This window comes from Granulicella tundricola MP5ACTX9, from assembly GCF_000178975.2.
GTDB classification, from domain to species: Bacteria; Acidobacteriota; Terriglobia; order Terriglobales; family Acidobacteriaceae; genus Edaphobacter; species Edaphobacter tundricola.
On sequence record NC_015064.1, the window covers coordinates 189487 to 203165 of the forward strand.

Annotated in this window: 11 protein-coding genes; 4 read left to right on the plus strand and 7 right to left on the minus strand. The window is 62.0% G+C overall.

The features are described 5' to 3' along the window. Positions 1-33 precede the first annotated feature (33 nt). The 3 genes from coaBC to panB are packed head-to-tail and all read right to left on the minus strand — an operon-like array spanning position 34 to position 3104. Entirely contained in the window at positions 34-1260 is a 1227-nt protein-coding gene (coaBC, locus tag ACIX9_RS00800; RefSeq protein ID WP_013578565.1) for a bifunctional phosphopantothenoylcysteine decarboxylase/phosphopantothenate--cysteine ligase CoaBC, read from the minus strand. Beyond that, complete coding sequence (gene panC, locus ACIX9_RS00805; RefSeq protein ID WP_013578566.1) at positions 1257-2174, minus strand: pantoate--beta-alanine ligase; 918 nt, start codon at positions 2172-2174, stop codon at positions 1257-1259. Before panC ends, coaBC begins: the two co-directional genes overlap by 4 nt. Before the next feature lie 42 nt (positions 2175-2216). Further along, complete coding sequence (gene panB, locus ACIX9_RS00810) at positions 2217-3104, minus strand: 3-methyl-2-oxobutanoate hydroxymethyltransferase (RefSeq protein WP_013578567.1); 888 nt, start codon at positions 3102-3104, stop codon at positions 2217-2219. Between the two features lie 208 nt (positions 3105-3312). On the opposite strand from panB, the gene ACIX9_RS00815 reads away from it, so the two are divergent. Further along, positions 3313-4494: a PHP domain-containing protein gene (locus tag ACIX9_RS00815; RefSeq protein WP_013578568.1), complete on the plus strand. Its 1182-nt coding sequence runs from the start codon at positions 3313-3315 to the stop codon at positions 4492-4494. A 21-nt stretch (positions 4495-4515) separates the two neighbouring features. Here ACIX9_RS00815 and ACIX9_RS27600 read toward each other — a convergent pair whose 3' ends face one another. From ACIX9_RS27600 to ACIX9_RS00830, 4 genes are all read right to left on the minus strand, one after another. Then, a complete protein-coding gene (locus tag ACIX9_RS27600; protein ID WP_013578569.1) occupies positions 4516-5313 on the minus strand; it encodes a S1 family peptidase in 798 nt (265 codons plus the stop codon). Between the two features lie 53 nt (positions 5314-5366). Continuing rightward, entirely contained in the window at positions 5367-6104 is a 738-nt protein-coding gene (locus ACIX9_RS00820) for a glycosyltransferase family 2 protein (RefSeq protein WP_013578570.1), read from the minus strand. Between the two features lie 243 nt (positions 6105-6347). Beyond that, positions 6348-8006 carry a phospholipase C gene (locus ACIX9_RS00825; protein ID WP_013578571.1) on the minus strand — a complete coding sequence of 553 codons (1659 nt, stop codon included), beginning with the start codon at positions 8004-8006 and terminating at the stop codon, positions 6348-6350. A 140-nt stretch (positions 8007-8146) separates the two neighbouring features. Further along, positions 8147-11005, minus strand: coding sequence for a TonB-dependent receptor (locus ACIX9_RS00830; RefSeq protein WP_157477188.1), 2859 nt, complete (start codon positions 11003-11005; stop codon positions 8147-8149). A gap of 273 nt (positions 11006-11278) precedes the next feature. Between ACIX9_RS00830 and ACIX9_RS00835 the strand changes: the two genes are divergently transcribed. The 3 genes from ACIX9_RS00835 (at position 11279) to ACIX9_RS00845 (ending at position 13676) form a co-directional block, all read left to right on the plus strand. Beyond that, positions 11279-11689 carry an ATP-binding protein gene (locus ACIX9_RS00835; protein WP_232298762.1) on the plus strand — a complete coding sequence of 137 codons (411 nt, stop codon included), beginning with the start codon at positions 11279-11281 and terminating at the stop codon, positions 11687-11689. Beyond that, positions 11686-12027, plus strand: a complete 342-nt coding sequence (locus ACIX9_RS00840; RefSeq protein WP_013578574.1) for an STAS domain-containing protein — start codon at positions 11686-11688, stop codon at positions 12025-12027. Before ACIX9_RS00835 ends, ACIX9_RS00840 begins: the two co-directional genes overlap by 4 nt. A gap of 83 nt (positions 12028-12110) precedes the next feature. After that, positions 12111-13676 (plus strand): M28 family peptidase, encoded by a 1566-nt coding sequence (locus ACIX9_RS00845; RefSeq protein WP_013578575.1) that lies wholly within the window; start codon positions 12111-12113, stop codon positions 13674-13676. The last annotated feature ends 3 nt before the right edge of the window (positions 13677-13679 follow it).

Consider the following 13679-nt stretch of genomic DNA (forward strand, 5'->3'; position numbering starts at 1 on the left):
GGGAACGTGTCTGTGCTACGTGCGTCTCGGTGGCTAGGTGCGGCTCAGCTCCTTTTCTGTCCTGAAGACGGTTTGCGCTCTAAGGGCGATTGCGTGATCGAGGATGCGGCCGGCGAAGACTTGCTTGGAGGCCGGTTCGAGGGAGATGGTTTGGGTGCCGGTGAGGAAGAGACCGGCGTTGGAGTCGGAGTCGAAGCCGAGGCCGGGGAGAGAGACGTCGTTGGCGACGATGGCGTCTGCACCCTTGCGTTGGAGCTTGGCGCGGGCGTTTTCTTCGAGGGACTCGGTCTCGGCGGCGAAGGCGATGACCAGGGTACCGGGGCGGCGATTGGCGACGACGTGGGCGACGATATCTTCCGTCGGCTCAAGCTCGATGGTCAACGGGCCGTTGCGGCGGAGCTTATTGAGGGCGACTTCGCGGAGGCGGAAGTCGGCTACGGCTGCTGCTGCGATGACGATCGTGGCTTGGGGGAGTTGGGCGAGGACTGCGGATTGCATTTCGTGGGCGGTGTCGACACGGATTAGGGTTGCGGATTGCGGGGCGGGAAGCGGCGAGGCGGTGACGAGGATGACCTTTGCGCCACGGGCCGCGGCGGACTCGGCGAGGGCGTGGCCCATCTTGCCGCTGGAGCGGTTGCCGAGGAAGCGGACGGGGTCAAGCGGCTCACGGGTGCCGCCGGCGGTAATGAGGATGGTCTCGCCGGCCAGGTCATGACGTGGGTGGAGGAGGTTGAGGACCTCGGTGGCGATGGTTTCGACCGAGGCGAGGCGGCCGCTGCCGGTCATGCCGCAGGCCAGGTAACCTGCGACGGGTTCGACGATGGTAGTGCCGCGTTCCTTGAGGGTGCGGAGGTTGGCCCGGGTGGCGGGGTGATTCCACATGTTGACGTTCATCGCGGGGGCGAGCAGGACGGGTGCGGTGTTGGCGAGGTAGGCCGTGGTGAGGAAGTCGTCTGCGAGGCCGTGGGCGAACTTTGCCATGAGGTTGGCGGTGGCGGGGGCTATGACGAAGGCGTCGATGTGCTGGACGGCGGAGATGTGTTCGATTTCGAAGGATTCTGAGGGCGCGTCCGTGGGCTGCCAGAGAGAGGTGAGGACGGGGTGGCCGGTGAGGGCGGCGAAGGTGAGGGGCGTGATGAAGCGCTCGGCGGAGGCGGTCATGGCGACCTGCACGTCCACACCCGCCTGCTGGAGGGTGCGGACGAGCTCCGCAGCTTTATAAGCCGCTATGCCTCCGGAGACGCCGAGGAGGATCTTCATGCGTGGGCTTCCGTGCGTGCTGGCTTGAGTGTCGGTGGGGAGGGTAAGGTGGGCGGGCTGAGGAGGAGGTTGTCGATGAGGCGGGTTTCGCCGACCCATGCGGCTACGGCGAGGAGCGCTCCGTCGCGGATGTGGGCCAAGGGTTCTAGGGTGTCGGGGTGGACGACTTCGGCGTAGTCGACGCGGACGCCGAGGTCTCCATGGAGGAGGCTGAGCATGGCTTCACGCAGAGCTTCCGCGGTGGGGCTGCCGTGGCTGGCGATGAGGCGTGCGGTCTCAAGCGCGCGTGAGAGGGTGAGGGCGTGGGTGCGCTCCTGGGGGGTGAGGAAGCTGTTGCGGGAGCTGAGGGCGAGGCCGTCGGCATCGCGGACGGTGGGGCAGACGACGATGCGGAGGGGGAAGTCGAGGTCACGGACCATGGCGCGGAGGACGGCGACCTGTACGGCATCCTTGGCGCCGAAGAAGGCGAGGTCCGGGCCGACGATGTGGAAGAGCTTGGCGACGACGGTGGCGACGGCGCGGAAGTGGCCGGGGCGGGAGAGACCGTCGAGGCGGTCGCTGATCTCAGGAACTTCAACGTGGGTGGAGACGATGGTGGCGGCGATGCCGTTGGGGTACATCTCCCGGGCGGAGGGGACGAAGACGAGATCTACGCCTTCCTGCTCGAGGAGGGCGAGGTCGGCTTCGAGGGTGCGGGGGTAGCGGTCGAGATCCTCACCGGGTGCGAACTGGGTGGGATTGACGAAGATGGAGACGACGACGGTGCCGCACTGCTGGCTGGCGGCGCGGACGAGCGAGAGATGGCCCTCATGAAGAGCGCCCATGGTGGGGACGAGGCCGATGGGCGCGTTCGAGGCCAAGCGGGCGGCAGTGGTGGCTTGCCGCATGTCTGCGATGGTTTTGAGGATCTGCATGAGTGCTGGTCTGCCTTCTCGTGGTGGACTTTGATTCCCTACTTACCTCGTGATGGTTTCTGCGAGGTGCTCGGCTACTTCTATGGGGAGGTGGTAGCTTTCGGCGTCGTTGGGGAAGGAATGGTCTTGCACGGCAGATTGGAAGTGCTGAAGGCCTTCGCGCATGAGTGCGCCGGCATCGGCGAAGCGCCGGACGAATTTTGCTCCGGGCGAAAAGGTGAGATTGAAGAGGTCGTGGAAGACGAGGATCTGGCCGTCGCAGTCGGGGCCTGCGCCGATGCCGATGACGGGGATGCCGGCGGCTGCGGTGATGCGCGCGGCGACCTCCCTGGGGATGCCTTCAAGGACGAGTGCGATGGCTCCCGCGCCTTCGATGGCGGCTGCGTCTGCGAGGAGCGATTCGATGGCGGGGATGCTGCGGCCCTGGACCTTGTAACCGCCCATGCGGTTGAGGGATTGGGGGGTGAGGCCGATGTGGCCGACGACGGGGATTTCGGCGCGGGTGAGCTGTTCTATGAGGGATGCGCGGGTTGCGCCGCCTTCGATCTTGACGGCTTCGGCTCCGGCTTCCTTGACGAAGCGGATGGCGTTGGCGACGGCGGCTTCGGGGGTGGTGTGATAGCTGCCGAAGGGCATGTCGACGACGAGGAGGGCGTGGCGGACTGCGCGGCGGACTGCGCGGGCGTGATGGAGCATCTCGTCCACGGTGATGGGGAGGGTGGAGTCGTAGCCGAGGGCGACCATGGCGAGGGAGTCGCCGACGAGGATGAGGTCGATGCCTGCTTCGTCGACGAGTCGCGCGGAGGGGTAGTCGTATGCGGTGAGGGCGGTGATGGGTTGGTGAGAGCGCTTGCGGTCGAGGAGGGTTTGCGGGGTGACTTTTTGCGCGGAGGGTTCACGCGCGGCGGTACGAGGCTGGGTGACGCTCATCTTTTGTTCTCCAGTGCCCTTCCGTTTTAGTGCGCGGATACGGCCCGTATGCAAACCAGTATACGGCGGTTGGGGGTGGGATGTAACTCCGGCGGCACACTGCACAGTTAATTGAGCAGGTGTTCTTACTCCCGTTACCGTCTGTTTGCAGAAGGCGGGCCATACTATCGGCGTATCCAGAAGACTTAGCACGGGAGGATGTCTCGTTATGCAGCCACAGTCTGGACCGCAGTCCAAGGTTTCGTACATCTGGGAAGAGTCGATGGCGACGTTGCCGTACAGTGCGGGCGTCTCGCTGCACAGCCATACGAGCGTGTCCGAAGAAAGCCTGACGTTCATCCATAAGATGGGCACGGAGATGGCGGTGTTCGCTCCGCTGTTCAAGCGCTATGAGAAGCGCGCGGCGGAGCTGTACGGGCTGAAGCTGGACTTCCTGAAGGGCAACTGGCGGCCGCCGCTGGTACCTCGAATGGCGTATGAGGTGGAACGGAAACAGATTGCGCGGCTGGGGCTGGATGCGCATGTTTCGATCACGGATCATGACACGATCGAGGCTTGCCTGTTGCTGAGGACGCTGCCGGTGGCGCGGCGAATTCCGATGTCGGTGGAGTGGAGTGCGCCGTATGGCACGACGTGCTTCCACATGGGGATTCATAACCTGCCGAGCGCGGACGCGGCGGGATGGATGGAGCGGTTTGCGCGGTTTACGGAGGCTCCGTCCGATGAGGTGCTGCATGGCATGTTCGCGGAGCTTCATGCGATTCCGCAGGTGCTGATCGTGCTGAATCATCCGCTGTGGGATCTATATGCGATCGGGCAGAAGGCGCATGAGGCGGAGTTGGAGCGGTTCCTGACGGTGAATGGCGAGTTCATGCATGCGCTGGAGTTGAACGGGCTTCGTCATGCCAAGGAGAATCGCGATGTGATGCGGTTGGCGCGGCGTTGGTCGCAGGTGGTGATCTCAGGCGGGGATCGTCATGGGCTGGAGCCGAACGCGAATATCAACCTGACGAACGCGACGAGCTTCAATGAGTTCGTGCATGAGATCCGCGTGGAGCGGAAGAGCCACGTGCTGTTCATGGAGCAGTACAAGAAGCCCTGGGAGCAGAGGATTACGGACTCGACCATTGATGCGATCACGGACTATCCGCAGTTTGCGCAGGGCTGGCAGCGTTGGGATGAACGTGCGTTTCATCCGGATGCGGATGGGGTGATGCGGCCGATGTCTGAGCTGTGGGTTGGAGGACGGCCGCCTCGGGCTTTGATGGTGTCGATTCAGATTGTGCGGCTGTTGCGGCATCGGACGTTCTCGATGTGGCTGAGCCTGGCTTTTCCGGGGGTGAACCGGGTGGGCGTTGAGCGGGAGATTGTGCCGGACTTGAGCGTCTAAATTCTTAGAGCATCCCGTAGGTCACAACCCAGGTAGTGTGGAGTAGGTCTCGAGAACCGCGGATGCCTTCCACACCCTTCCGATTTCGCTTGCCTTATCTATCGAGCCTGCATAAATACCTACAAACCGATCCGTTGTCATAGCTCCCCCTACACTGATGCTGAATGACCCATTCACATCTGTGAAGCCGCCGATTCGCCTGGCGTAAACAGGAGATCCCGACATCCCCTGACGGCCTATACAATCTACAAGTATTTGTGGGTGTCCTTCATAATCAATGTCTGGGTCGCTCGCAATAGACCCGGATTTCCATATGGGAAGTCCATCTAATTGGCCGTTGCCAAAAGGAAAACCTACGATAGACACCGGACTCGTTGGAAACAGCGGAATCTGAGTATTCCTAATTGCCAAGTCTAGAGGGTAAGTCGCTATACACAAGAGGCTTTCATCGTAGAAACTTGTTAGACGCAGAAAAGCAATATCGATCTGCTTCCCCACAGGATGCTCAATCCAAAGCGGTCTATCGTCTTCGCTTCGGAGGCGCTCCTTAATAGCGGTCCAGCGTCCTAAATGACCTCTCACATGATGGAGTATCGAGATAGAATCTGGCACTAAACCATCTGAGTGAGACGGTTGGTCATTCCAGATATTTAGACCGCTGACAACATGCTGGTTTGTGACAAGGTAATGCACATTGTTTTTCAGGACCACAAATCCGGTGGCAATTCCTAAATGCCTACCCCTGCAATACGTCCGTAAAAGAAGAGAATGTGTACTTATGGGATCAATACGTTGCATCGTAAAGAGTGTACTGCCCATTTCAATAAGCTGAATGCCATTTCTTATTCCACGTTGTGCTTTGTCACCATCTATCAATCCCGGATGTCGGCGTGGGTGTTGGTGAAGGGGCGCTCGAGGAAGGTGGTCCAGAAGTAGTTGACGGTGTAACGGGCGGCGGTGGTGAGCATGCCCTCTTTGCGGAGGCGGCGGGCGGAGGAGAACATCTTGAGGTCGAAGGTGAAGCGGACCATGCCGATCTCGTTGAGGCGGCGTGCGATGTCTGTGTCTTCTCCGTAGAAGGAGATGGCGAGGTTGAAGCCGCCGATGGCTTCAAGCGCGGGGCGTGCGATGACGAAGTTACCGCCCTGGACCATCGAGCCCACGCGGAGAATCCAGCGGTTGAGAGCGTAGACGAGCCAGGCCTGGAGATAGAAGATGCGGACGAACTGGCGCTCCAGCATGGTGAGGTCGTAGTAGACGACGGGGCCGCTGAGGGCGACGAGGCCGGGGGTGCTGGCGAAGGTCGAGAGGACTTGCTGGACCCATCCTTCGGTGAGGCGGGAGTCTGAGTCGACGTTGGCGATGAGGGCGCCGGTGCTGCGGTTGAAGCCGGCCTGGCGGGCGTGGGTGAGGCCCTTGCGGGGCTCGTCTACGAGGATGACGCCGGGGATCGAGAGGGCGAGAGCGCGTGTGCCGTCGGTGCTGGCGTTGTTGACGACGATGATCTCGGCATCAAGGTTGAGGGCTTGCGTCTGTTTCTGGATCGACTCCACGCAGGCCTGGAGCCACGCCTCTTCGTTGTAGGCGGGAATGACAAAGCTCAGTCGCATGGGGTGAGGATAGGCGGGGGAGATTGCGGGGGGCTGACGGCGCTGGTAATTTTTGGAGAATGTTTGATGAATGAGTGACTGGTTTGGTGCGTGGACAAAAAGCAGAAGCAGGTTCCTCCGCTGCGCTGCGGAATGACAAACAAAAAAGATCGGAATGACAAACCAACCGGGAGGTCAGGGGACAAAGAAAAGGCACGCATCGAGTGAGTCCGATGCGTGCCGAAAGCGGAGGGAGTAAGGGTGTTAGTTACCGCTGGTGACTGCGCCCGTGACCGGGTTGAGCAGAACCACGTTGGGGTTGGGGACGGTGGAACTGGTGAAGTTGAACATGTTGTTGAGTGAGCCGGCGATGGAGTCGAATGAACCGCCGCCGATGCGTGCGCCACCGAGGAAGGTGTCTTCGATGAACTTCGGTACCGAGCTCTGGTCTACGACGGTGGAGTCAAGCGCATTCTTCCTGGACCATGAGGAGACGACCAGGAGAGGAATGCGAGGACCGTAGCCGCAGCGGCCTTGTGCGTGGAGGGTGGCAGCACTGACACCGGGAAGCGCGGTGGTGGAGCTGGCGGTGGTGGTGTTGCAGAGACCGGTGCCGGAGTAGGAGTCCTGCGCGGTGGCGGAGCCGTTGACGATCATGGGCATGTGATCGTACCAGCCGTCGGAGTCGTCGTAGGTGAGGATGATGGCGGTGCTGGACCAGAAGGGCGAGGCCTGGATGGCGTTGATGGTGTTGATGATGAAGGTCTGCTCGTCAATGGGATCGGAGTAGCCGGCGTGGGCGTCCTGGAAGCCGGGGGCCTTCAGGTAGCTGACTGCGGGCATGCTGCCGGCGGCGAGCGCGTCGGTGAAGTCATGCGTGTCGTACTGGTGGTTGGCCTGATCCTGCTTGCCGATGTTGGCGATGGAGGTAGGACGCAGGTGGTTGGGGTTGGAGGTCGCGGCGTAGTACTGGAAGGGCTCGTGGTGGGGGATGTAGTCGGCCTTGAGCATGCCGGTGACCTGTGAGGTGGTGGTGCGGCCGCAGCCGGTGGTGCCGTTGGCGTTGGTCTTGGAGAGGTCGAAGCCACCCTCAAAGAAGCCCCACGTAATGTTGGCGGTGGAGAGCATGGTGCCGATGTTGTTGCCGGTCATGTGGATGCTCTGGCTGGTGCTGGAGCAGAGGTCGCCGGTAGGGTCTGCGTCGCCTACGTCGGTGAAGCCGCCGTTGCCGTCCGCGACGATGGCCGTGCCGGCGTTGACGTCATTGACTGCGCCGTTGGTCTGGCCGGAGACGACGTTGATGGCGCCGGGGGTGGAGGGTCCGAAGGTGCTGCCGAAGGCGTGATCGTTGATGGCGTAGTGCTGGGCGTAGTTCCAGAGACCGGTGACGGTGTTGCCGTCGTAGTAGCCCATGGTGAGGCCGTTGGTGTTGGTGATGGCTACCTTGCCCGTCGCAGCGGTGAGGTTAGCGCCATCAGGAACGCCGACGGAGAGCGGGAAGAGGTCCATGGCGCCGTTATCGAAGGCGGTCTGCTCCGGGCCGTAGTTGTGATCCTGATCGCCGGTGGCGGCCTGGGCGGGATCGAGACGGAAGGGATTGCTGGCTCCTGCGCCGTTCTTGTTGTTGGTGTTGTTGGGGTTCGCGGTCAGCAGGGCGGAGGTGTAGCCGGCGGGGGTGGGGGTGCCGGCGGCGGCGGTGAAGGCGGTCTCGCCGACGGGGTTGGTGGCGGTGGGGTAGGTGCCGAAGTAGTGGTCGTAGGAGACGTTCTCACCGAAGATGACGACGACGTGCTTGATGACCTGGGCGCTGGTGACGGGGACGGCCGCAGGTGCAGCAGGGGCCGTGAGGGTGACTCCGGCACCGCCGCATCCAGTGAGGACGAGAGCGGCGGACGCAGAGAGGGCAGCGAGTTTACGGACCATTGGAAGGTGCCTCGAAGGTATTAGGAGATGAGTTCTCCTCTTGGTTTACCGGGGCACTGTGAATGGTCTGTGAAAGCCACGTCAAAAGGCGGCTTCAGGGTGTGACGGAGATGAGGCGGGAGCGTCCAAGCGCAGCCCGGTTAGAAGCGGAAGAAGGCTCGCAGATTGATGGTCCGGTTGGCGGCGGAGTTGTTGAAGAAGCCGCTTTCAAGCGAAAGGGACTTGCCGAAGAAGGGCGAGGTGAGGACGCCGATGGGGATGGCACCGTTGACGTGGTTGAGGACGTTCTGGCCTTCGGCGGAGAAGCCGAGTTCATAGGCTGGGTCGGGTTTGGGGGTGGGTGCGCCTTTGGCCGGCGGGGGTGGTGGGGGCGCGGATGGGTCCGGTGCTTCGACGCGGCGGGGGCCGAACTTGAAGCTCTTGTTCAGTGAAAGCTGGAGCGAGAGGTAGGTGGGACCGCGACCGTAGTTGGAGGGGATGATCTTCTGGCCGGCGATGGGGGAGGTGTCGAAGTTGCCGAAGGAGGTTTTGACGACTGAGGCGCGGGTGAGGTCGGTGGCGAAGGCGGGGCGATCGTTGTAGATGCTGTCACCGTTGTTGTCCGCGCCGGTGGTGATGTTGAAGGCGCGGCCGCCGCGTGCGATGAAGAAGGGTTCGAGGGTGATGCCCTTGGGCAGGTTGAAGCTGCCGCCGGTGAAGAGACGGTTGGTGACGTCGTAGCTGCTGGCGCCGTAGTCGGCGTGGGGGTTGTAGGAGTTGGAGACGAAGTTGGCGTAACCGCCGGGCTCCGCGGCGTCCGACTTGGCGTGCTGGTTGACGTAGAAGCCCCAGGCGGTGAACCACTTGACGGGGTGCAGGTTGTAGTTGGTGAAGAGGATGTTGCCAACGCCTTCGCCAGCGGAGGAGTACTGGTAGAGGTTCTGGGTGCCACCGAGAGGGCGTGTGCCGCTGTTGGGGACACTGGGGTCGTAGGTGCCGGGGAGCGGGGCGTTGACGTTGAGCGAGACGAACTGGTGAACGCTGCGGATGTTGAGGTAGTTGACCGTGATGCTGCCGATCTTGCCGAGGGAGCGTTCTACCGAGAGGCCGGAGATGATGTCGTAGTTGGAGCGAAGGTGGGGGTCGATCTGGTAGATGGTGGGTGCGGTGCCGGTGAGGTTGGCGGGGGTGTAGGTGACGGTGGGGTCCGGGTTCTGGACGAAGTAGGACTGCTGGGTAACGCCGTTCTGGCGCTTTGCACTGAGGATGGCTGGGGCGTCAAAGCGTGAGTAGAAGAGGCCGAAGCCTCCGCGCAGGACGAACCATGCGGGGTGCTTGTCTGCCTGATGAACGGCCCACGCGAAGCCCATGCGGGGTGCGGGGTCACTGCGATCCGGGATAGCGGTCTGGCTCTCAAAACGGACGCCGAAGTTGAGGGTGACGTTCTTGTTGAGCTTCCACTCGTCGTCCGCGTAGATGCCTACGTCCGCGGTGGTAATGGCTGCACTGGACTGGCCAGCGGTGAGGCTGAACTGGGTGGCTCCGCCGCCGTTTGCGAGGATCTGGGCTGCAGTCAGGTGATTGGCGAGGCCCTGTTGAGTGATCTGGTAGGTGTTGAGGTCGGGGTAGATGTACTGGCCGTTGTAGTTGGCGTTGGAGAGGTTGGAGTCGCGCAGGAGGCGGTAGCGGATGCCGAGGCGGAGGAAGTGCTTGCCGTGGTCGATGGAGAGGTAGTCCTGGAATTCGTAGCGGTCCTGGTTGTCATGGAACAGGCCGAGAGCGGAGCCGCCGCCGCTGAACACGCCTTGCACGATGACCGTGGGGGCGGAGCTGACGGGGGTCTGGGCGAGGCGGGTGCGGATGTACTGGAAGCGGGTGTCGTTGATGAGGTGCGGGCCGATGATCTCTGAGTTGCCGATCTGGAGGGTCTGGGTGGTGGTGCTGTTGTTGTAGCCCTCGGTGGGCAGGACGAGGAGGCCGATGCCTCCGTTGGTCATGTTGATCTGGTTGTACTCGTAACGGCTGGTGAGGGTGTTGTTCTTGGTGAGTTGGCGGTCCAGCCGAGCTGAGTAGGTATGGAAGACCTGCGGGTCTGGAATGGCCTGCGAGAAGGTGAATGGATTGTTGTTCGCATCCAGCGTCTGGGCGTTGACGACGGTGTTGTTCTGCTGGTCGTTATAGGTGCCGGCGAGGAAGAAGGAGGTCTTCTTGCCGATGGGGCCGCTGACGTTTCCGTCCAGGTTGAGCGTGTGGTACGGCGGCTGTGCGCCGGTGAAGGGGTTGTTGGAGTTGAAGGCGCGGTCGTTGCCCTGGGTCTGGAAGAAGCCGTGGAGCTTGTCACTGCCGGGCTTGGTGAGGATCTCTACACGGCCAAAGCCGAGGCCGTCGTAGGCAGCGGAGTAAGGATTCTGGTTGATGCGGATTTCGCGGATGGAGCTTTTGGGCGGGAAGCGTCCGCCGCTGAAGCCGTCGACGAAGATCTGGGGCGGGTGCTGGCCATCGCCGCCGGCGATGGCGAGGACCTGCTGCTGGAGGGTGGCGTCGTCGTTGGAGAGGGTGTCGAGGTTCTTGCTGTCGAAGACGAGGGAGCTGGCGTTTTCGTCCGCGCCGGTTCCGGCGAGTTTGCTGGCGTCCACGGTGACGATCTCATTGCTGGTGGCGATGGGGAGGGTGAGGACGAGGGGCTTGAGGGCCTTGCCGGCGATGGCGATACCTTCACGGACGAAGGGCTCGAAGCCGTCCGAGAGGATGTCCATCTTGTAGGTGCCGGTGGGCAGATCAAGAGAGAAGCGGCCTGCGGCGTCGGTGACGGTGTCTCGCTTGAGGCGATCGTTTTCAACGTGGACAGCTGCGTTGGGGATGCGTGCGCCGGAGGGATCGGAGACAGTGCCGGTGATGGCCCCGGAGACCTGGGTGGCCTGGATTTGGCTCTGGGCGAGCGCGGTGGGAGGGAACAGGGCTGAGGGCGCGGCAAAAGAGAGCGCGAGTGCGACAGTCCAGGTCAGACGCCGGTGAGCCATAGGGGAGATTTTCTCCGGGGTTTTTGAGGATGAAGACGAATCCTTGGACTCCGGGGCGGTGACGAAGGTATGGGGATTGTGCGGATTTTTCGCGGAGCGTTGGCTTTCGGAATTCGTCTGGAGTAGGCTTTGAGGATGGGTCTCCGGGTTATCGGACATCGGGATTGCTTGTGTTTTCCGGTGCGGCCTTGACTTTCGTGTGGTATCGACGGACACTTCAGCCACGGCAGGGGAATGACGTACTTGGGCGACTCGACTCAAAGCCACGTAAAGATGAAGCTCGACTCGGTCCTCGCCAGCGTGCAGACGGTGGAGGAATCGACCGAGAGTTTTGCGCGTGAGGCGGGGTTCGACGAGGACGATGCGAGCCAGATTGCAATGGTGGCGCGTGAGGCTGCGGTGAACGCCGTGGTGCATGGGAACAAGTACGACACGGCCAAGCATGTGACGTTCTCCTGTGCGCTGACGGACCAGGAGCTTCGGGTGCAGGTGGCGGATGAGGGGCCAGGGCTTGATCCTGAGTCGATTCCGAATCCTTTGGCGCCGGAAAATCTGCTGCGGTCGTCCGGCCGCGGAGTTTTCCTGATGAAGGCCATCATGGATGAGGTACACTTTCGGCAGCTAACCCCAGGCACAGAGATTACTCTGGTAAAACGAAGAATTTCCAAGGAGATAGACGCATGAGCATGAAGTTCAAGACGCGGCAGGTGGACGGTGTGACGGTGCTCGACCTGAGCGGACGGATTACGCTGGGTGAGGGCAGTGTTACGCTGCGGGATGCCGTGCGGGATGTACTGTCCAAGGGCTCCAACAAGATTCTGCTGAACCTGGGCGATGTGAACTACATCGACAGCTCCGGCATCGGCGAGCTGGTGAGCGCGTTTACGACGGTGAAGAACGGCGGCGGCGAATTGAAGCTGCTGAACCTGACCAAGAAGGTCAAAGACCTGTTGCAGATCACGAAGCTGTACACGGTGTTCGACGTCAAGGACGACGAAGCCAGCGCGATCTCTTCCTTCTAATCGGTTTAATAGATACGGCGGGCCGTCTGCTTTGGCAGGCGGCCTTTCTGTTTAAGCTGAGGTTGCTGCTAGGCTATCGGCACATGATGACAAAGTGGCTGGTGCTGGGAGTGTTGGCTGGGGTGGCGTTCGGGCAGGGGATGAAGGCGCATCCGCGTGATGGCGAGATTCACGATGCGGATACCAAGGCCTGGTGGCATACGACCGAGGATCTGTCCTCCGACGCGATGGAGGGGCGGGATACTGGGTCTGCGGCGTATGCGCGGGCGGCGCAGTATGTGGCGGATCGGTTCAAGGGTGCGGGGTTGGTGCCGGCTGGGGAGAGTGGGACTTACTTTCAGGATGTTCCGCTGCATGAGCTTGAGGTGACTCGGGAGGGGACGACTTTTACGCTGGTGCGGGCGGGGTCTGCAGAGAAGTCGCTGCGGTTTTTGGAGGAGATCGACGTGACTCCGGGGGCGGGGCTGCCGGCGATGGTCGAAGGCGGGTTGGTGTTTCGGGGGTACTGCGGCAAGGATGAGGTTGGGGATCTGACGGGGAAGATTGCGGTTTGCTTTGGGGCTCGGCGGCCGGGGGTGACTTCGGGGAGGGATCGTGTGGCGGCGGTGCGAGGCGCGGGTGCGGTGGGGATGGTGAGCGTGGATGATCCGGCGTTTACGATCGAGCCGCCACGATGGCCGGATGCTTACTCGCGGTCGGTGACGATTGCGGGGGGTACGCGGGCTGGGGCGGGATCATTTGTGGCTATGCGGTTGAGTGCTCCGGCCTTTGCGACGATGCTGGAGGGATCAGGGCAGGATGCTAAGGGGATTCTGGCGCTGGGCGGGGCTTCGAAGGCGCTGCCGAGCTTTGATCTAAACGAAAAGCTGCGAGTGACGACGCATACGGCGCAGAAGGAGTACAGCTCGCCGAACGTGCTGGCGGTGCTGCCGGGGACCGATCCGGTGCTGAAGTCTGAGTACATCGTGATTGCGGCGCATCTGGATGGGTATGGGCATGGGACGCCGGTCGCGGGGGATTCGCTCTACAACGGGACGCTAGATGATGCGGCGTATGTGGCGCTGATCCTTCAGTTTGCTGAGGATCAAAAGGCGCTGGGCAAGGCCGGTGGGCTGAAGCGGAGTGTGCTGTTCTGCGCCTTTACGGGCGAGGAGAAAGGGCTGCTGGGGTCGACGTGGTTTACGCAGCATCCGACCGTGCCGAAGGAGGCGCTGGTGGGGGATATCAACCTGGATCAGCTCAGGCCTTTGTTTCCGTTGAAGATTCTGACGGCGCTCGCGGTGGATGAATCGACGATTGGAGCTACGGCGAAGAGCGTGGCGGGGCCGATGGGGATCGAGATCCGGGCCGACCGCGAGCCGGAGCGGAACCTGCTGCTGCGGGCGGATCACTGGCCGTTCATGCAGATTGGTGTACCTTCGATCGGGTTCATCTTTGGGTATGACCCGGGGACGGATGCGGAGAGGCGCTATCGGCAGTGGTACACGACGCAGTATCACCGACCGCAGGATGACCTGACGCAGCCGATGGATTTTGATGCGGCGGCGAAGTTCGACACGTTCTTCTACACGCTGACGCGGCGGCTGGCGAACGATGCTGCTCGTCCGGCCTGGACGGCGGGGAGCAAGTATGCGGCTACTTCGAAGTAGAGG